An 18,196-nucleotide genomic window follows, 5' to 3' on the forward strand; every position below is an offset into this window, starting at 1 on the left:
TCACCGCGTCAGCCGCAGTCGCGCACCTTGATCGTGTAGATGCCGCGGCCGTGCGTGGCCGCGTACAGGGTGGCGCCGTCCGGGCTCAGCTTCAACTGGAGCACGGCGACCGCCGGGAGCTGTGCGACGCGCTGCCACGTCGCACGGCCCGGCGCACGGTAGACCACGCCCAGGTCGGTGGCGACGGCGAGACCGCCGTTCGCCGTGACGACCGCGGAGTTGGTCGGCACGTCGGGAAGGTTGGCGGAGATGTCCTTCCAGGTGGTGCCGCCGTCGGTCGACTCGAAGACATGGCCGACCCCCGCGCCGGGTCCCTCGGTCCAGTGCCGGGAGAAGCCGTTGACCTCAAGGAACACATGGCTGGCGTTCTTCGGGTCGATGGCGAAGCCGCTGAGATAGCGGTTGGGCACCGCGCCGTCCGTGCCGGTGGCCGGCAGGTTGATGTCGTGCCAGCCGGTGCCGTCCGCGTTGCCGACGGAGATGCCGCGCGCGAAGCCCTGGTTGTTGCAGGGGCCGCACCACGCGGCGTACACCTTGCCGCCGGACGCGGCGACGGCGGTCGCGGTGCGCCCGGCACCGAGGTCGCGGACGCTCGTCCACTCGTCACCGCTGCGGATGGCGTAGCCATGTGTCTGCACCCAGACATGACGGCCGCCGGCGATCCATGTCGAGCTGTTCTTCATGTCCGTCGCGAGCGGGGCGATGAAGCGGGCCTCACTCGTGGCGTTGTCGGCCGGGGCGACGTTGTACGACGTGACCTTGCTCGGGTCGGTTACCCAACTGCCTTCGTTCACCGCACAGTTCTGGGTGACCTGAACGGAGAGATAGACGTATTCCTCGGCGATGTTGCAGCCGTTGGCCGGGTCCGTGAGCGTGTCACCGCCGTCACCGCCGAAGTTGGAGCCCATCACCTTGTCGTTGCTGCGCAGAATCGACTGGCCGTTGTCCTGCAGGCCGCCGGTGACGGAGACTCCGCCGTACGTACGGTCCTTGCCGATGCCCACCGAGTAGTACTGGAGGGTGTCGATGGTGCCGTCGTTGAGTGAGGTCCAGTCGGTGGCGTGCCCCGAGGAGTCCTGGGCACCGCTGACGGGGCGCTTGTAGGCACCGCCGTCGTTGCCGACGTACACGTAACTCTTGCCGTGGTAGCTGCCGATGGCGACGCCGTGCTGGTCGGAGTGGGTGGTCTGGTTGCAGTCGCCGGTCTGCTTGGCCGGGTCGATGCTCCAGCAGGAGAAGCCGAAGTTCCAGTACGGGCCGACGGTCGACCAGGTGCTGCCGCCGTCCTTGGTCTCGTAGACCTCTTCGAGCCCCGCGTACACATGCTCCGCGTTCGCCGGGTCGACGGTCAGGAACTGGTTGTACCAGGCCTGCACACCCGGCATGTAACCGCTGGAGGTCAGCGCCGACCCGTCGGCCGCCAGCTGCTGGTAGTCGGCGACCTTCGTCCAGGGACCGGTGGGAGAACCGGACTTGGAGACGTAGATGCCCTCCAGGCCGCTGTCCGGGTTGGTGTTCAGCTGCTCCGGCGACTGGTCGATGGCGTAGTAGCGGGAGCCGTCGGCGGACCGGGCGAAGGTGACGTCGCCGACGTTGTCCGGGTCGGACGGCAGGTCGCCCAGGCCACTGGTGATCCGCGTCCAAGTGCCGTCCGAGGCCTTGGCGTAGAAGCCGTTGTAGTCGTCACCGCTGCGCCAGCCGACCGCGAGGACCACCTTGGCGGGGTTCTTCGGGTCGATCGCGATGTCGTTGGTGATGTTCTTGTACGGGGCCGAGGCGTCGCCGGCCAGTGAACCGCCCGGCAGATAGTCGGGGTTGGGCGCGAACTCCAGCTTCCAGGCGCCACCGAGGGTCTTCGTGGAGTGGCTCCAGACACCCTCGCTGGTAGCAGCCCACACCTTGCCGCCACCGAACCGCAGTTGGTGGATGGTGGTGCTCTCCAGCTCGTCACCGCCGACCCTGCTACGGGAGGAGAACGTGCCGTGGCGCGGGTCGCTCAGCACGTACACCCCGCTGCCGAGGTACGCGTCCGCGTTGGTGTTCGCCTCGCCGGTGCCCAGCCACAGCCGCCCGGACCCGTCCAACGCCAGCGCGCCGGTCGACTGGGAGGACAGCTTGTCGCTGATGGGCTGCCAGTGCCCGCCGCCGGACCGGGACCGCCATACGCCGCCGCCCGCGCTGCCGGCGTAGACATACCCCCCGCTGTCGGCTGCCATCGCGGCCAGCCGCCCGGTGACATTGCCCGAACCACCACTGGAGTTGGAGTCGTAGTCGCGGTAGCGCGCGTCGTCGGAGTTGTACGGCAGATCAGTGATGTTCCGCCAACTGCCCCCGGTGGAGGGCAGGTTGGCGAGACTGTTCCAGGCGGCACCGTACGCGCCGGGTGCTACGACGCCGGGCGAGGTGCGGGCCTCGGCGTACTGGTCGGCGCCCTCGGCTATCTCATCGGCTTCATTGCCGTCGTCGCCGCCGTCGTCCTCCGCCGTCACCTTGGGGGTGACAGCGCCCACCGACTGCGCGCGTTCGGCGGCGAGTTGCTGAAGGGCACGGGCCCCGAAGGGGCTGCTGCCCCGGCCGGGCGCCGCACCCGCGGGTATCGCGACGAGGGCGGCGGACGCGGTGATGGCACAGATCGTCAGCCATCGTCTCTTGCGGGTTGTTGCTGACACCAGATCCTCCCGAACGAGCTTCGACAGAGCCGTCGCAGGAGACCCGACCACGCGGACGGGAGGACGTCCGCCGCTTGGACAAGGTTTTGAGCAGAACCTGTCATTCATTGCTTCCGTGCGGGAAACCGGCCGTACGCCGGCCCAGGGGTGACGGGCGGTCAGGCAGAGCTCCACGGCGATGGACGCGTTACGGAAATCACCATCACCGGGTGCTGGATGACGTCCGGATGATGCTCCGTCATCTCACGGGCCGGCAGGCAGGAGCGAGCGAACGGCCGGCGCCACTTGCGTCGCGACGAGTTCGAGCGTCGACCAGTCCACCGGTGATTTGACGGCGAGGAGGAAGTCACGGACCCCCATCCGCACGTACGGCAGCAAGGCTTCGACGCAGTCCTGTACCGTGCCGAAGCTGATGTACTGGGTCCGCAGCGCTTCAGGTGTGTCCATCAGCTCCGCCGCCGCCCGGCGGGACTTCTCGGCCTCGGTCGGGGTGACGACCGCACGGAACGTGATGGACTTGCGGACGTCACGGGAATCTCGGCCGATGGCGGCGCACGCCGCGTCGAAGGCGTCCGACTTGCGCTGGTACAGCTCGGGCGAGACGGGCAGTGCATTCCAGATGTCGGCGTGACGGGCCGCGACGGCGACGGTACGGCGTATGCCGTCACCGCCGACGATCAACGGCAGGTGCGGCTGGAGCGGTTTGGGCGCCAGGCGTGCCCGGTCCAGCCGGAAGTGCGCGCCGGTGAACGTCGTCTCGTCGTCCGTCCACAGCCGACGCAGGATCGTACAGGCTTCGTCCAGCATGTCCAGCCGTACGCCCGGCTGCGGAAACGGGATGCCGTACTGCTCGTAGCCGCGGTCGGTGCCGCCCGCACCGACCCCGAACTCCAGCCGGCCGCCGCTGACGTGGTCGAGGGTGGCGGCGATGTTCGCAGTGAGCGCCGGATGCCGCCACGTGACGGGCGAAACCAGCATGGCGCACCGGATACGGCGGGTACGTGCGGCCAGCGCGGCAAGCAGGGTGTTGCCCTCGAAGCACGGCCAGTCCGGCGGGAACGCCCAGGGCCGCAGGAAGTCGAACACCGATATCCAGTCGTAGCCGAGTTCCTCGGACCGTTCCCACAGCTTCAGGCAGGCCTCGAAGCTACCGTGCAACTGGCCGGAGTGGACACCGAAACGGATGCCGTCCATGGTCAGATCTCCTTGACGGCCGGCAGCACGTGCTCGCCGAGCAGGGCCAGTGGCTCAAGGTCCTCGACGCGTGGGACACCGCCGATCACCGTTTCGATGCCGAGCTCCGCCAGCGCGCCCAGTTCGTCCAGGATCCGGGGGACGTCACGGCCCTTGGGGCCCGGGTCGAGCACGTAGTAGGCGCTCTTCTCGATGGTGTCGTAGTCCCGTCCCTCGCGTGCGCAGTGCTCCCGGAGCGCCTCCAGTCTGCGCGGCAGGTCGGGGCCGGGAAAGAGGTTGCACGCCTGGGCGTACTTCGCGACCATCCGTAGGGTCTTGTGCTCGCCCATACCGCCGACCATGATCGGCGGATGTGGCCGGGACAGCGGCTGTGGCGAGTTGAGGGTGCGGGCCGCGTGCACATGTGTGCCGTCGAACGGTCCGTCACCCCGCGACCACATGCTCAGGCACAGGCGCAACGTGTCTTCCAGCCACTCGAACCGCTCCGCGACCGGCGGGAACGGCAGCCCGAGGCCGTGGTTCTCCTCCGCGTTCCAGCCGGCGCCGATACCGAGCAAGGCGCGACCGCCGGAGAGAACGTCAAGCGTACTGACGGTCTTCGCGAGGAGACCGGGGTGCCGATGGCTGACCGCGGTGACCAGCGTCATCAGCTTCGCCCTGGAGGTGTGGGCGGCGAGAAAGCCCAGGGTGGTGTACGCCTCCAGCATCTCCTGCTCGGGCGGACCGACGGAACTGACCTGGAAGAGGTGGTCGGCCACCGCGATGTGGGAGAACCCCGCGGCGTCCGCCTCCGCCGCGATCCTGCCGAGTCGCGGGCCCAGCCGAGCAGGCCCGCCGGACCAGGTGAAGTCTCTGATCTGAACGCCGACTCTCATCGTTCCTCCTGATGCTCCCGGCGGTCACTCCGCCGTGAATTCATGCACGGTGCGGTTGCGGTAGACCTGTCCGGGATCCAGCCGTACGGACGGGAAGTCGGGCCGGTTCGGTGCGTCGGGCAGTGCGCTGCTCTGCAGACAGATCCCGCCGCGGGGGCGGGCGAAACGGTCCGCGGTGTAGACGCCGGTGCCCGGCGCGTCCGTGCGCACCCGCATCACCAACCCACCTGCGGGGTGCGCGAGTTCGACCGTCTCGCGTGGACCGTCCAGTACGAAGAAGCGGTCGATCGCGATGCCCCGCAGGGGCCGGGCGTGGGTGAAGTCGTGCGCGGTGCCGTGCACCGGTTCGGGCGGTCCCGGCACCGGCACCATCCGCTCGCCGAACCGGATCGCCCGCGAACCGCCGATGCGCAGTGTGTGCTCGTCGACGGTGCCCTCTCCCGCGAGGTTCCAATAGGTGTGGTTGGTGAGGTCGACCACGGTGGGCCGGGTAGTGGTGGCGCGGTGCTCGAACTCGATGCCGTGCTCGACGAGCCGGTACACGGTCTGCGCGGTCAGCTCGCCCGGGTAGCCCTGGTCACCGTCCGGACTGACCAGTCGCAGGGTCAGTGACATCGCCGTCGGGTCGGGCTCGGCCTGCCACACCATCCGGGAGAATCCCTCGCGCCCTCCGTGCATGTGGTGCCCGTGGTCGTTGAGGTCGAGCTGGTACTCGGCCCCGTCGAGACGAAACCGGCCGCGTCCGACGTTGCGGGAGAAGCGGCCGACCGTCGCACCGAGGTAGGGGTTCTTCGGGTCCTCGTAGCCGGCCAGGTCGGGGAAGCCGAGGGCTACGTTGACACTGCGGCCGGTCCTGTCCGGTATCCACAGTTCGGCCAGGGTGGCACCGTACGTCCAGATCACGGCCCGCACACCGTGGCCGCCGTCGAGTTCATAGGCGTCGACCCGGCGTGGGCCCTGCCTCGTGGACCCGTTGGTGACACCGACCGGCCGGCAGGAGATCGGCATGTCAGGCGTCCAGGACGAACCGGGCCGCCGGACCGAGCCGGGCGAGAGTCTCCGGGCGTGCGTAACGCGCCTGGTCGAGCTGTTGCGGGTTCTCGCGGCGAGTGAAATAGGCGTGCAGGGCGCGGCGCGGGGAGCTTGTGCGGTTCAGTGTGCCGCCGTGCCACAGGTGCCCGTTGAAGAGCAGCAGCGAGCCGGCCGGAGCCAGCACCAACCGCTCGTCCGGATGAGGCGCGAAGGGATCGTCGAGCGCTTCCTCGGGCGCCCGGCCCCAGCGGTGCGAGCCGGGGACGACGCGGGTAGCGCCGTTCTCCTCGGTGAAGTCGTCCAGGATCCACATGGAGTTGCACGCCTGGTACTCGCCCGGGGCGGGGCTCCGGCCGGACCAGTCCGCGTGCAGCGCCTGGTGTCCCTCGCCGGGCAGCGCGGCCCGGCTGCTCACCGACGAGAGTTTGAACGCGCCGAGGATGTGAGCCACCCCGGCGAGCAACTCGGGGCTGGTGAAACACACGTCGAACTCCGGGCCCTTGTTCACCAGGTCGGACAGCCGCATGGTGCCGGCCTCCTGGCCGACCTCGCTGCCCCCGAGGGTTCCTTCCGCCGCGGTCTGCCGGGCCAGGCGGGATCGGAAGGCCTCCAGCATCGGCCGCGTGAACACGCCGGGAAGCAGCGCGTAGCCGTACTCGTCGAGGCGCTCGGTGATCTCCTGTCCCGGCATCCCGGACCGGACTCCCAGTTCCGCCAGCGCGCGGCCGGTGCCGACGTCGGTGCGTGAACCAGTGCGCAGGGTGGACACAGGTCTCTCCTTCGTTGTCAGAAGCGGGTGAGTGAGTCGTCGTTGACCTCTACTCCGAGCCGATGCAGGTCGGCGCGGATCCTGTCGGCGAGGAGCCAGTCGCGGGCGCGGCGCGCCTCGGCCCGGGCCGCGACCAGGCGGTGGATGACATCCTGATCGGTCCGCCGGGCGGGACCGGCTTCCAGTTCGCCGCAGGTGAGGGTACCCAGGCCGAGACCGAGCAGTGCGTCGGCGGCGCCCACCAGGACGCGGCGCCCCTGCTCCGTGAGGGTGGTCGCGTGCGCGATCTCGTGGACGACGGCGAGTGCCTGCGGCGAGTTCAGGTCCGCGCACACGGCCGCGTCGAGACGGTTGAGCAGCGCGTGTGCCGCGGTGTCCTCGGCGGGGATGCGGGAGACGGCTTCCTCGTACGTCGGCACTTCACACACGGGCCCGGCCGACTCCAGCCGCGCGGCCAGCCGGCGCAGCGTTTTCGCCGCGATGCTCAGGGAGTCGGGTGCCACCGTCTGCTCACCGCGGTAGTGCCCGCTGAGCAGGAACAGCCGGATCGCCATGGGGTGGGTGCCCGCGTCCACGAGGTCGGTCAGCCTCATCGACGTGCCGCCACGCACCATCGGCCGGTCGCCGAAGGTGAGCATGTCGTGGTGCAGCCAGTGCCCCACCCAGGGCCGCCCGTCTCCGAGATAGGCCTCGCTCTGGGCGATTTCGTTGACATGGTGCAGTCTGCGGTGGTGTTTGCCGCCGGTGTGGATCTCGAAGTGCTCGCCCAGCAGCATGGTGGCGATCGTGGAGCAGCCGATGTGAGCGCCGGGCAGACCCCAGCCCCACGGCGACTCCCAGCCCCGCCGGACGGCGGACGGCGACGCACACCGCCACAGCGCGAAATCCGCGGTGCTGCGCAGGCCCGCCGGACGGACTCCTTCGCGCTGCGCGCTCAGGTCCAGGCCGGCCAGTTCGCCGTAGCGGGGAAACCTTGCGGTGTCGAAATACAGTCCGGTGTCCGTCGGGTAGGCGAAACCCTTGCGCTGGAGGGTTTCCGCATAGCGGATCATCTCCGGTACGAAACGGGAGGGCCGTGCGAACTCGTCGGGCCGCAGGAAGTTCAGCCTGGCGAGATCCTGTTGGAAAACACGTGTGTAGTGGGTGGCGATCGCTTCCACCGGATCGGCCGGGGAACCCAGACCGGGTGGTATCGGAAGCGGCGCCCCGTCCCGGCCACGGTCGATGTCGGTCACCATGAACACGTGCCGCGTCCGGTACCCCTTCCATCGCAGGGTACGGCGCAGGACGTCGAACCCGGCCGCACCGCGCAGCACACCGAGGTGCGGAGGGGTGAATACGAGAGGCCCGCAGCTGAAGATCCTCACCAGCTCGCCCGCCCGGAAGTTCGTCAGTCGTCGGCCGAGGGAGTTGTACAACCGCAACGGGCGCCGGTTGTTCATGCTTGTGCTCCTCGCACGGTCAGGGGCCGCCGCAGGGTGCACAGCGTCCCGTCCAGGACGACGGGCGCTCCGAGGTTGTAGAACCCCGGAGCAAGTGTCCGCGGCGGCGTCCAGTGCAGCACCAGGTCGCGCCGGACGTCGGCGTCCACCATGAGTGCACGCGGTCCGACGTCGTAGACCGTGGGTGCAAGCTGGCGCAAGGTGATCCGGCCGGTCATGGCGCCGACCCCGTTGTCCGGCCACCGGTCGAGTCTGACGCGGTATTCGACAGGCTCTCCCGGTGTCACCGTGCCGGGGCCGTCCAGCCAGGCCAGTTCCAGGGCCGCATCCGTGTCGCTGATGGCGGCGCAGCGGTCGCAGTGTGCCACGGTCCGCCGTGCTCCGGTGGCCAGGACATGGCGTTGTGTCAGTGACGCACGGGATGCGCAGTAGGGGCAGCGGATCTCGGTCGGAGGCGCGGGCACCGCGCTCGCGCCGTAGAAACGCTCCAGGTCCGGAGTGGCGTCGAGAGAGAGCCGCAGGAACGCCTCCTCCAGCGTCTCGTGCAGGGCGGCCCAGCCGGAGGACTCGGCGGCGGCGAGCGCGACGAGGTCGTCGGACCATCCGGACAGCGTGGTTCTGACCGCCACCATCGGTTCCGACGCGCGCAGGCGCTCCACCGTCGCCCCCACGTGTTCGGCGAGGGCGACCGGATACTCGAACCGGCCGGACATCGAAGCGGCGGCGTCGCGGAACACCCGGTCGGTGAAGGCCAGCCGCGTCCCGGATGTCCAGACCCGGCGGATGGCGCGGTGGTCCTCGTTGGTGTGCAGAGTCTCTACCCGCACGGGGTGTTCGTGCCGCTCCGCGGTGGCGTGCAGCCATACGCCGAACGCGCTGCCGCGTACGGGGGCCGCCCAGAGCGGGGCATCGTCCCGGTCGTCGACGAGGACGACCCGGTCCGCGAGGGCGTCCGGTGTTCGCAGTACTCCCGACGGGCCGGCCAGGATCTCGTCCAGCTCCGTGTCCCCGAGGGCGAGGACGGTGGTGGGATCGCCCACCAGGACCCAGGGCGGATCGTCGTTGGTGGCAGGGTCGGCCAGGTAGGCGGCGTTGAGCATGTCGACCACCTCGCCCAGCGGAGTACCGCGGTCGGCGAGCAGGCAGGCGGCGAGGAAGGCCGCCTCGTCGAGCGGCCAGTGCTTGTAGGTCGTGATCACCTGCCGGACGGTGCCCGGGCGCAGCAGGCCCCGCAGGATGCTGCCCCGCTGGTCGAAGCGTGCGTGCGCCGGCAGGACGCCGTCGCAGATGCCCAGTACCAGTACGTCGCCGGGCAGTTCCCGCGGGGCGATCAGCCGAGGTCGGCCGAGCGTGCCGTCCGGGCCGGGTTTCGCGCCCCGGCAGGGCCCACCCGCTGCGCACGGCAGGTAGGGAGTGAGGGCTTCGCCCTCGGCCTCCCGCAGTCCGCACAGCAGAGCGTGGCCGAGGGGGGAGTCGATGCCGTTGCTGTGGCTGGTGATACCCGTGATCCGACGCTCGGAGCGCAGCAGCGGACCGGGGTCCGCGGCGGCGACGTCGAGCAGGTCGAGGGACCCGTAGCCGCCGTGCATCGCCACCAGCGGCGACTCCTCCAGCCAGGCCGTGACGCCGGGCCGGAGGGCGGCGGTCCAGTGGGCCAGTTCCCGGGCGTGGTCCTCGGCGGCGGCGGTGCCGCGCCAGCCGTCGATCAGGCCGATCGGGACGCCGGCCCGGTGGGCATGGCGCACGATCTCGGCCAGCGCGCGGAAGTCGATGTCGGCCCCCAGGGCCAGCACCACGGCGCCGGGCGCACGGTCCAGCTCGGCCAGCAGCTCCGGGACATCGGTGACGATCTTTGCTTCCCGTCCCCGGGCCGCGGCGAACACCTTCGCAGCGGCGGCCCCGCCGGGCAGTCCGGCGACGGTGAGATTCATGCCTGCTCCAAAGTGTCGGTATCCGTTCGCGATCCTGTGGCGTGTCCCCGGCCAGGCGTCGCGTGCCCGCACGGGGACATGGCACAGGCTCTGAGGGCTCAGGACTGGGCCGGGCGGTCCACCCAAGGGGTGGACCGCCCGGTGTGTGCACTGGGGCTACCAGCACATCTGGACCTGCGTGACGGAGCTCGTGCAGGACGCGAGTTCCTGGCCGCCGGAGGACTTCTCCGGGGTAGCCGTGGCGTTGAGGGCCATGCCGGTCATACCCGCACCGACGACCGCGGTAGCACCGACGGCCAGAGCCATGCGCTTCATCTGCTCGGACGTGTGGATCATGTGTTTCACCTCCCTTTTTCTATGGTGGATCGTGGTCACGAGGAAGAACTTAGGCAGCGCCCGGCGGTTCAACAACAGCCATTGGTCCGGCCCGTGTTCGATTGCGCATCGTCCGCGCTTGAAGCCGCGGGACCCACCCCGTCATCCGCTTTCGAACCCGTAGAAGCCACGGAGCACCGCGCCCTTTTCGGGCACGGTGCTCCGTGGCTTCTACCGCTTTCGCGCGGGCGGTGGCGGAACCGCCCCGATCACCCCGGGACCGACACGCCGGTCTCCACTGTGGTCAGACGCAGGCCGAGCACGTGGTCGGAGGCCGAGGCGACGAGGCCTCCGGGATCGCGGTCGGGCTCGCACAGTGCTTCCTCCAGCACGCTGAGGGCCGTCGCGGTGTCCAGGTCGTCGGCCAGCGCCTCGGTGAATCGTCCAAGGAGGCGGGCCGCCGGTCCCTCGCCGGTCCGCCTCCGAGCCTCGGCCCAGCTGGGTGGGTCCGGAAGCCGGGCGGACCGGGCGAGCGCGGCCAGTCGGGTCAGGGTGCCCTGGGCTCGGGACAGGGCCTCGGTCGTGAAGGGGGGGTGTGCGCGGTAGTGACCGCGCAGCAGCAGAAGACGGAAGGCCAACGGGTGGAAACCCGACCGTCGCAGCTCCCCGAGCGACGGGGCGCTGCGGTCGCGGCTGAGCGTGCCGGATTCCGTACGCAGCGGGGCGTGGTGCATCCACCGCCCCACCCATCGTGAGCCCGACGGCAGCAGCGCCTCACTCTGTGCGATCTCGGCAAGATGGTGATGGTGCCGCTGGGCTTCGCCGCCCACGTGCACACCGAGGTGCGGGCCGAGCGTCGCCGCGATGGCCGAGCAGCTGATGTGCCAGCCCGGCCGGCCGGGCCCCCACGGTGACGACCACCGCTTGGCGTGCAGGTCACGCCAGTCCTCCCGGCGCCACACGGCGAAGTCGTCGGGGTGGCGGCGCCGGGGGTCCGTCTCGGCCTGCGACCGCATGGCGCGCAACTCGGGCCCGGGGTCGCCGAAAACGTCGAACTCGGGCAGGCGTCCGGTGTCGAAGTAGACGCCGGTGTCCAGCTGGTAGGTGAAACCCGCACGTTCCAGCGACCGTACGAATTCGATGACGAGGGCGACCGCCGTGCTCGTCGGCCGCAGTTCCGGAGCAAGCACGCCCATGGCCAGCAGGTCGGCCTGGAGCGCGGCGGAACTGCGCTCGGCCTGCGATGGGCCTTCGGCCGGTGCGGCCGGGGCCCACGGAACGGAACCTGTCCGCGCCTGCGGTGCGGGCGCGACGGCGAGGTCGGGAACGGCCAGCAGGAACCGGGTGGGTGTGCCCAGCCAGTGCAGGGCACGGCGTAGTACGTCGGTCCCCATGAACTGGGCCAGGTGACCGATGTGAGGCGCGGTACTCGGCAGCGGCCCGCACCCGAACACCTTCAGCTCGTTGTCGCCCGGCACCACCTCGGCGGCCGTGGCGTCGGCGGTGTCGTGCAGTCGCAGTCGTGGTATTTCGAGAGGCAAGGCGGTGTCTCCAGGGTCGGTACGGTTCATCGCGCCGTGACACGTATGCGCTGGAGGTGTCGGCGAGCCCCGGCGCTGAAGCGGCCCGCCGTCCTGCCGTGGAAGAACCAGGTGTTGTCGATGACCGCGAGGGTGCCCCGCTGCCAGCGAATGCCGAGCGCCGTCTCCGGCCGGTACATGGCGGCCAGCAGAGCGGTGATCGCGTCGTCGGCTTCCGCCGCGGCGTCAGCGGACGGCCCGGTGTCCTTTCCGGCCAGCCAGCGCAGGGGCCGGTCACCGAAGTCACGAAAGGAAAAGACCGTCCGATCGCCGACCGTGCGCGCCATCGGGGGCACCCCGGGGGCATCTTGGTAGTAAAGGCCGCCCAGGGTGCGCAGGGTGCGGGGCTGAAGCCGTTCGGCGACGGCCCGCATCGGAACGAGGACCGTCTGGGCCGCCGCCTCGTCGCCGGGGTCCTGGCACATCAGGACGATGTACCGCGGCTGGGTGGCCGCCGGCCGCCCACTGCCCTCGCTGTGCAGGGTCAGCGTTCCGGCGGAGAAGGGCTGGAGCGCGACATCCTCGGTGGCCGCCCGCCCGCTGATCAGGTTGAGGATGCGGCCCTGCTCCACGTAGGGGAGCACCGCCGGGTCGGTCTCCTCGCTCACCCGACCCAGATCGGCGCCGAGCGCGAGCAGGCTGGCCGCGTCGAGCGGTCGGTCCAGCCGGGCGAGAGCCAGGCCGCTGTCTTCCAGTCGTCCGCGTACCCATGACGAAAGCCGGCCGCGCTCGGCAGGAACAGGGTGCGCCTCGGGCGCCAACAGGGCCGGACCTTCCAACAGACGTGTCCGCAACGGCACATACGGACGATCCGGTCGAGGTATAAACACACCCGACGCAACCATGACATCTCCATTCGACGACGACGTCGAGTATCCGGACCGCCGTACGGGCCGGCAATCAGCGCTCTGAACACCGGCAACCGCGCTACCGTCAGCCGGTGTCCCCTCCCCTCGTCTGTTTCGACCTCGACCTCACGCTGGTGGACAGCACCCCGGCGGTCGCCGCGGTCCTCGCATCGGTGTCCCGGAGCCTGCTCCTGCCGGTCGACGTGGGGGCGGTCGTCGCGGGCCTCGGCCCGGCGCTGGAGGTGCTGCTCGGCGCGCAGCTCCCGCCGGCGGACGCACGCCGGCTCGCCCACGCCTACCGCGACCGCTACGTCCAGGAAGGACCCAGGCACGCGCAAACGCTGCCCGGAGCGCACGCGGCGATCCGGGCAGTACGCCGTCGGCACGGCGCGGTCATGGTGGTCACCGGACAGAGCGAGCGTACGGCGAGGGCGCATCTCGCCCATGCGCGGCTCGGTGTCGACACTGTCGTCGGCTCGGTGTGGGGACCGGCGAAGGCCGAAGTCCTGCGGGAACACGGCGCGTTCGTCTATGTCGGGGACCACCCTGCCGATATGAACGCGGCGCACGCTGCCGGCGTTCTGGCAGTTGGCGTGACGACCGGCCGTCACAGCGCTGCGGATCTGGCCACCGGAGACGCCGTGTTGCCGTCCCTGACCGCGTTCCCGCGCTGGCTGGACAGCGTTCGACCGCGATCGCTCCGCGATCGAACCGACAACTCGCCCTGACCGGAGGCGACATGAACTCCCGAACCCCCTGCTAGCGTCACGACCATGCGGTTGTATCTGTCGTCCGCCGGTCTCGGGCCGCGCCGGACCGAATTGTCGCGTCTGCTCCAGCGGGGCGGGCGGGCCGGTGTCATTCTCAACGCCTACGATTTCCGCACTCCCGAACGACGTGCCACATCACTGGAGTTCGAGATGCGGGAGCTCGCGGATCTCGGTCTTGAGCCGGAAGAGGTCGACCTGCGGGACTACTTCATGGACTCCGCGGGACTGGAAGCGACCCTCCGCGGTTTGGACCTGCTGTATGTCCGTGGTGGCAGCGTGTTCGTGCTGCGCCGTGCTCTCGCCGCCAGCGGGGCGGACCGCCTGCTGCCCGCGCTGCTCGCCGAGGACGCCTTCGTGTACGCCGGTTACAGCGCGGGGATCTGCCTGCTCGGGATCGATGACCCGTCGTTCATCCCGGACGGGTACCCCGACACTCCGACGCTGTGGGACGGGCTGGGCGTGCTGCCCTACGCCATGGCCCCGCACTACCGGTCGGACCACCCCGAGTCGGAGGAGATCGACCGCACCGTCACGTATTTCATCGACCACCACATCCCGTTTGTCGCCCTGCGTGACGGCGAGGCCATCGTGATGGACGACGAGGGAACACGTGTCGTCTCCTGACGCCGGTGCCCCGGGCGCGGGCCTCTGACATGCTCCGCTGCTGACATGCTCCGTGCGCACCCGCCGTACGCACCTGCTGGGCGCACGGAGCTTCACAGTCCGAGCTGGTGCCGCAGGCGCGGACGGAGGATCTTGCCCGTCGCGGTGCGCGGCACCGCCGGCACCCGCACGATGTGGTGAGGCAAGGCCAGCGGCGGGAATTTGGTCCGCAAGTGCTCCATGATCTCGCCGATACGTCCTGGTCCGGTCACCACGGCCACCGTGATCCGCTCCCCGTCGAAGCGGTGCGGTACGGGCACGCACCCGGCGTCGCGGACGTAATCCAGTGCACACAGCACACGTTCCATCTCCTCCAGGGGGACGGCCTCGCCCCGCACCTTGGCGATGTTCTTGAGCCGACCGGTGATGACCAGCAGCGGGCCGGTTCCGCTGCCGGGATCGAATCGGTGTCCCAGGTCGCCGGAGCGGAACCAGCCGCCACGGAATGCCTCGGCCGTGGCCTCGGGACTGCCGCCGTAGCCCTCCATCACACTGTGGCCACGCATACGTATCTCCCCGGTCTCACCCGCCCGGCACGGTGTCCCCTCCTCGTCGAAGACAGCGACTTCGGTGCCGAACACCGCGGTACCGACCGGCGGGGTGTCCGTCTCCAGCATGATGCTTCGGTACTCGTCCCCGGACAGGTCCACGGGGAGGGTGGTGGAGAAGTTCGTCGTCTCCGTCAGCCCGTAACCTTGGACGATCCGCGCGCCGAGCCCGTCGGCGACGCGGCGCGCGGTGGACACGCCGAGCGGTGCCGCGGCCGTGAGGAAGTAGCCGAAATCCGGATGCAGTGCCGGCCTGCGCCAGGTTTCCAGCAGCGCCTCCAGCACACTCGGAACGGCGCTGGCGATCCGCGGGCGGTACCGACGGAACAGATCGGGATACTCGAACGGGTCGAAATGCGCGGCCAGAACAGCCTGGGCGCCCGCGTTGAGTGGCGCGAAGAGCGTGGTGTTGACGCCATTGGCATGGTGAATCGGCAGAAAGCCGAGCACACGCTCCTGCGGGCCGAGACGGTGGTGGCGGCGGAAGGCCTCCGCGTTGACGGCCAAATTGCGATGGGACTGCACAACGATCTTCGATGCCGCGGTGGAGCCCGAGGTCGCGAACAGCACCGCCGCGGACGCGGGATCGATGGACGCATGAGGTTCGGCAGGGGTGGCGTCGGCGGGACTCCGCGTGAAGTCCGGGACGGTGAAGGCCTCTTGGAGCGGGCAGTCGACGCCAGGAGTGCACAACACCACGCTGCCCCCCTGCGACCCCAGCTGGCTGCGCATCCGCTCGGCCGGGTCCGTGGGCCCCAGCATCTGGCAGGAGGCGCCGGCCCGCAGCACTCCGAACAGCGCGATGACGGAGTGCAGGTCGTTCAGGGGCACCATCCCGACGACGTCTCCGGGACTCACCGCGAGCTCGGTCCGCAGCCAGCGTGCGCAGGCCTCGCTCGCGGCGTCGAGTTCGCCGTAGCTCAGTGTCGACTCCGTCCCGTCGGCGGACACGACGGTCAGGTAGGGAGCGCCGGGGCGGATACGCGCCTGGTCGGCCAGCGCGGCCGGCATCGTCGGGTACCGGCCCAGATCCCGCTCGTAGGGGATGCCCCGGTAGCGGTGGACGGCGTCCACGTCCGCGGTCATTGTCCGCCTGCCGGGTCGAGCAGGCTGCGGACGGCCGCCGCGACGGTCGCCACGGTCACGAAGGTCCGCCGGTTCAACATCTCGGCGGGGAAGAGGACTCCGAACTCCCTTTCCACCGCGGCGATCAACGCCACCACCCCCATCGAATCGACTCCCCGGTCGGAGAGGGCCAGGTCCACGGTGTCGATGCCCGGCGTGCGCCGGTCGCCGGCAATACCGGTGACCAGACTGTCGACGGCGGCGGTGAGTGCGTCCATGGCGATCGGCTTCTCCTTTTGGTGATGGGGTGTGCTGCCCGGCAGGCCCGAGGCAGCGGGTCCGCCCCGCTCTCCGAGGTGGACGCCGGACGTGGCGCCCGGCACCGCGGCACCTGCTCGCGCCGGATGCGGTGACGGCTCTCCGACGGGGATCGGCGGAGCCGTCACCGGGCGAACGAGCGGAGATCGCAGGCAAGGCAGATCCGGCGCATCCACCCCTCGGTACGCACGGGGCCGTACTGCTCGAACCCGAAGGCCTCCAGGAGGCGGACGATTCCGGCGAGGTCCGGGTTGGTCTCGGCGCGCAGGGCATCCGCACCGTGCGCGGCGGCCACTTCCATGGCCCGGCGCACACACGCGGGCCCGTACAGTTCGCCGTCGTCGAGCCGTTCGGGCCGAACGGCCAGGCGCCGCAGATAGGCGGGGCGGGCGGCGGGCGGGAAGATCGCGAGATCGACGTCGAAGGCCGGCGTCGGGGTGAGCGCGAAGACGGCTACCGCGGCGCCGTCGACCCGCAGCAGGTGTGTACGGCGCTCGCTGACGAGTTGCCGCGTGCTGCGCCGATCGCGCTGTGGCACGGGCAGCCCGTACCGGGCCGCTACGTGCCGGTCGGACGCGAGGAGCAGGTCGTGGACCTCATCGGGCTCGGTGGCCTCCACCCATTGGGCCGTCACAGTACGGCCTCCTGGTACTCGCGTCCGGTGAGCCGGCTCAGCGCCGTAGTGAGCTGGTCCCACGGCTGGGCCGTGGTGAAACGGACGACGGGACCGGCGAGGCAGAAGGTGAGGGCTCCGGGGAAGACGGACACACCCGTCTCACGCAGCAACGTCCGGAAACACGTGTAGGAGTCGGCGAAGCCATCGAAGCGGGCGGCGAGATTGATGGAGGCACGGGGAGGCAGCACCGGGATGCCGGAGTGTGCGAGGCTCGCCGTGAAAGCGTCGCGCTGCCTCAGCAGCGAACGCTCGCGAGCACGTCGCTCGGCGCGGTAGCTGTGGAAGGCCCTCTGGAGGGCGTCGATCCCGATGCCGTAGTGCGGTTCGAACTCCGCCAGCTCGGCGGGGCCGAGTTCCTCCACGCCGCAATGCGACCAGCGTTCCATGCGGGCGAGGACCTCGATCAGGGTGTAGAACACCGAGGGAGGGCTGCCCGAGGTGGTGGAGGCGTATTCGTAGTACTCGTCGATGAAGGCGTCGTCCGCGAGCAGCCATCCGACCTTGAGGCCGGGCGCGGACCAGTTCTTCGACAGGCTGCTGACTCTCACCACATTGCGGGCGGCCCGCGCCGAGGAGTACGGGTAGGTTTCGCCGAGCCACTCATGACATTCGTCGAGCAGGATGATGGTGGAGGGGGACGCCGCTTCGACCAGACGCGTGATTTCGGACTCGGGCAGCAGGGCGCCGGTCGGATTGGCCGCGGACTGCAGGAGTACGAGAGGCGTATCGGCACGCAGGGCGTCGATCAACGGCTGTGCGGACGCGAAGCCATCGGTCGAGGGCAACGGCACGAGACGGATCTCGCCACGGCGGGCCACGGACTCGACCAGGGGCGGGTAGTTGGGTATCGCGCAGATGGCGGGGGCCGTGGCACCGCGCAGCACGAGATCTGCCAGGCCGCTGATCGCGGAAGTCGCGCCCATGGTCAGAGCCACGTTCCGCGGCCCGTAGGAGACGCCGGGCGGCAGCCGCGCAGTCTCGTATCCCGCGACGGCCTCGCGGGCGCTGGTGCGACCGCACGAGTCGGAGTAGCCGTACCAATCGCGCAGCAGGGCGTACGACAGACAGTCCTTGAGTACTCGGGGCAGGCCCCAGCTCTCCTCGTCCACCGCGCCTCCGGACAGGATGATGTCGGCGCTCGGACGCAGGTCGCCGTAGAGGTCGTCGCGGAAGTAGTGGTTGAAGAGTTCCTTCACCAAGGTCGAGGTGGCCCGGGAGGAGAGCACCTCCTCCACGGTGATGTCCCGTCGGGGTGCCGATGCGCGCCAGCGGGCGACCGCCTCCTCGCGATGCCCCGGCCTGCCGACCTCGGCCTCGACCCGGCCGAGGAACAGGTCCCGCAGCTGCCGGGGATCGCCGGGATCGGCTGCCCGCCGGTACACCTCCAGCCACCGTTCGTCGGGCCCGGGGTCGAGACCGGGCAAAGCACCGTTGACCGCCCCCCGGACCGGGGGCGGGACCGGTGACGGAGGGCGAGGCGGAAACGACGCGGACAGCGGCG

16 protein-coding genes are annotated in these 18,196 nt (G+C 70.1%); 2 read left to right on the forward strand and 14 right to left on the reverse strand.

The window, feature by feature from the left end; all coding sequences use genetic code 11:
- Positions 1–8 precede the first annotated feature (8 nt).
- From ACFYR3_RS36305 to ACFYR3_RS36350, 10 genes are all read right to left on the reverse strand, one after another.
- Positions 9–2,669 (reverse strand): glycosyl hydrolase, encoded by a 2,661-nt coding sequence (locus tag ACFYR3_RS36305; RefSeq protein WP_389286229.1) that lies wholly within the window; start codon positions 2,667–2,669, stop codon positions 9–11.
- A 243-nt stretch (positions 2,670–2,912) separates the two neighbouring features.
- Entirely contained in the window at positions 2,913–3,863 is a 951-nt protein-coding gene (locus ACFYR3_RS36310) for an LLM class flavin-dependent oxidoreductase (protein WP_389286231.1), read from the reverse strand.
- Positions 3,864–3,865: 2 nt separating this feature from the next.
- Positions 3,866–4,738 carry an LLM class F420-dependent oxidoreductase gene (locus ACFYR3_RS36315; RefSeq protein WP_389286232.1) on the reverse strand — a complete coding sequence of 291 codons (873 nt, stop codon included), beginning with the start codon at positions 4,736–4,738 and terminating at the stop codon, positions 3,866–3,868.
- A gap of 24 nt (positions 4,739–4,762) precedes the next feature.
- Positions 4,763–5,746 (reverse strand): aldose epimerase family protein, encoded by a 984-nt coding sequence (locus ACFYR3_RS36320; RefSeq protein WP_389286234.1) that lies wholly within the window; start codon positions 5,744–5,746, stop codon positions 4,763–4,765.
- A gap of 1 nt (position 5,747) precedes the next feature.
- On the reverse strand, positions 5,748–6,539 hold the full coding sequence (locus ACFYR3_RS36325; RefSeq protein WP_389286236.1) for a phytanoyl-CoA dioxygenase family protein: 792 nt from the start codon (positions 6,537–6,539) through the stop codon (positions 5,748–5,750).
- Positions 6,540–6,556: 17 nt separating this feature from the next.
- The gene (locus tag ACFYR3_RS36330; RefSeq protein WP_389286238.1) at positions 6,557–7,981 is read right to left on the reverse strand and encodes a hypothetical protein; all 1,425 of its coding nucleotides are present in this window, start codon (positions 7,979–7,981) and stop codon (positions 6,557–6,559) included.
- On the reverse strand, positions 7,978–9,912 hold the full coding sequence (locus ACFYR3_RS36335; RefSeq protein WP_389286240.1) for a hypothetical protein: 1,935 nt from the start codon (positions 9,910–9,912) through the stop codon (positions 7,978–7,980). The genes ACFYR3_RS36330 and ACFYR3_RS36335 overlap by 4 nt, the downstream gene beginning before the upstream one ends.
- A 156-nt stretch (positions 9,913–10,068) precedes the next feature.
- Positions 10,069–10,248 (reverse strand): hypothetical protein, encoded by a 180-nt coding sequence (locus ACFYR3_RS36340; RefSeq protein ID WP_355852583.1) that lies wholly within the window; start codon positions 10,246–10,248, stop codon positions 10,069–10,071.
- A gap of 248 nt (positions 10,249–10,496) precedes the next feature.
- Positions 10,497–11,768, reverse strand: coding sequence for a hypothetical protein (locus tag ACFYR3_RS36345; protein ID WP_389286242.1), 1,272 nt, complete (start codon positions 11,766–11,768; stop codon positions 10,497–10,499).
- Between the two features lie 26 nt (positions 11,769–11,794).
- Positions 11,795–12,607 (reverse strand): TauD/TfdA family dioxygenase, encoded by an 813-nt coding sequence (locus ACFYR3_RS36350; protein ID WP_389286244.1) that lies wholly within the window; start codon positions 12,605–12,607, stop codon positions 11,795–11,797.
- 140 nt (positions 12,608–12,747) lie between these two features.
- On the opposite strand from ACFYR3_RS36350, the gene ACFYR3_RS36355 reads away from it, so the two are divergent.
- Together ACFYR3_RS36355 and ACFYR3_RS36360 are read left to right on the forward strand one after the other, a co-directional pair.
- A complete protein-coding gene (locus ACFYR3_RS36355; protein ID WP_355852574.1) occupies positions 12,748–13,383 on the forward strand; it encodes an HAD hydrolase-like protein in 636 nt (211 codons plus the stop codon).
- 45 nt (positions 13,384–13,428) lie between these two features.
- Complete coding sequence (locus tag ACFYR3_RS36360) at positions 13,429–14,049, forward strand: Type 1 glutamine amidotransferase-like domain-containing protein (RefSeq protein WP_389286246.1); 621 nt, start codon at positions 13,429–13,431, stop codon at positions 14,047–14,049.
- 92 nt (positions 14,050–14,141) lie between these two features.
- Here the strand turns inward: ACFYR3_RS36360 and ACFYR3_RS36365 are convergent, their stop codons facing one another.
- From ACFYR3_RS36365 to ACFYR3_RS36380, 4 genes are all read right to left on the reverse strand, one after another.
- Positions 14,142–15,722 carry a class I adenylate-forming enzyme family protein gene (locus tag ACFYR3_RS36365; RefSeq protein ID WP_389286248.1) on the reverse strand — a complete coding sequence of 527 codons (1,581 nt, stop codon included), beginning with the start codon at positions 15,720–15,722 and terminating at the stop codon, positions 14,142–14,144.
- On the reverse strand, positions 15,719–15,979 hold the full coding sequence (locus ACFYR3_RS36370) for a phosphopantetheine-binding protein (protein ID WP_355852565.1): 261 nt from the start codon (positions 15,977–15,979) through the stop codon (positions 15,719–15,721). Before ACFYR3_RS36370 ends, ACFYR3_RS36365 begins: the two co-directional genes overlap by 4 nt.
- Before the next feature lie 164 nt (positions 15,980–16,143).
- Positions 16,144–16,653, reverse strand: coding sequence for a hypothetical protein (locus ACFYR3_RS36375; RefSeq protein WP_355852562.1), 510 nt, complete (start codon positions 16,651–16,653; stop codon positions 16,144–16,146).
- Positions 16,650–18,119 carry a pyridoxal phosphate-dependent aminotransferase gene (locus ACFYR3_RS36380; RefSeq protein WP_355852559.1) on the reverse strand — a complete coding sequence of 490 codons (1,470 nt, stop codon included), beginning with the start codon at positions 18,117–18,119 and terminating at the stop codon, positions 16,650–16,652. The genes ACFYR3_RS36375 and ACFYR3_RS36380 overlap by 4 nt, the downstream gene beginning before the upstream one ends.
- Positions 18,120–18,196: the final 77 nt, after the last annotated feature.

This window comes from Streptomyces sp. NPDC005784, from assembly GCF_042871525.1.
Classification (GTDB): Bacteria; Actinomycetota; Actinomycetes; order Streptomycetales; family Streptomycetaceae; genus Streptomyces.

What these genes read in the sequence shown, in the direction of transcription:
- ACFYR3_RS36310 (WP_389286231.1), bottom strand. Translation starts at nt 3,863, where the DNA reads ATGGACGGCATCCGTTTCGGTGTCCACTCCGGCCAGTTGCACGGTAGC.
- ACFYR3_RS36315 (WP_389286232.1), bottom strand. Translation starts at nt 4,738, where the DNA reads ATGAGAGTCGGCGTTCAGATCAGAGACTTCACCTGGTCCGGCGGGCCT.
- ACFYR3_RS36320 (WP_389286234.1), bottom strand. Translation starts at nt 5,746, where the DNA reads ATGCCGATCTCCTGCCGGCCGGTCGGTGTCACCAACGGGTCCACGAGG.
- ACFYR3_RS36330 (WP_389286238.1), bottom strand. Translation starts at nt 7,981, where the DNA reads ATGAACAACCGGCGCCCGTTGCGGTTGTACAACTCCCTCGGCCGACGA.
- ACFYR3_RS36335 (WP_389286240.1), bottom strand. Translation starts at nt 9,912, where the DNA reads ATGAATCTCACCGTCGCCGGACTGCCCGGCGGGGCCGCCGCTGCGAAG.
- ACFYR3_RS36340 (WP_355852583.1), bottom strand. Translation starts at nt 10,248, where the DNA reads ATGATCCACACGTCCGAGCAGATGAAGCGCATGGCTCTGGCCGTCGGT.
- ACFYR3_RS36360 (WP_389286246.1), top strand. Translation starts at nt 13,429, where the DNA reads ATGCGGTTGTATCTGTCGTCCGCCGGTCTCGGGCCGCGCCGGACCGAA.
- ACFYR3_RS36365 (WP_389286248.1), bottom strand. Translation starts at nt 15,722, where the DNA reads ATGACCGCGGACGTGGACGCCGTCCACCGCTACCGGGGCATCCCCTAC.
- ACFYR3_RS36370 (WP_355852565.1), bottom strand. Translation starts at nt 15,979, where the DNA reads ATGGACGCACTCACCGCCGCCGTCGACAGTCTGGTCACCGGTATTGCC.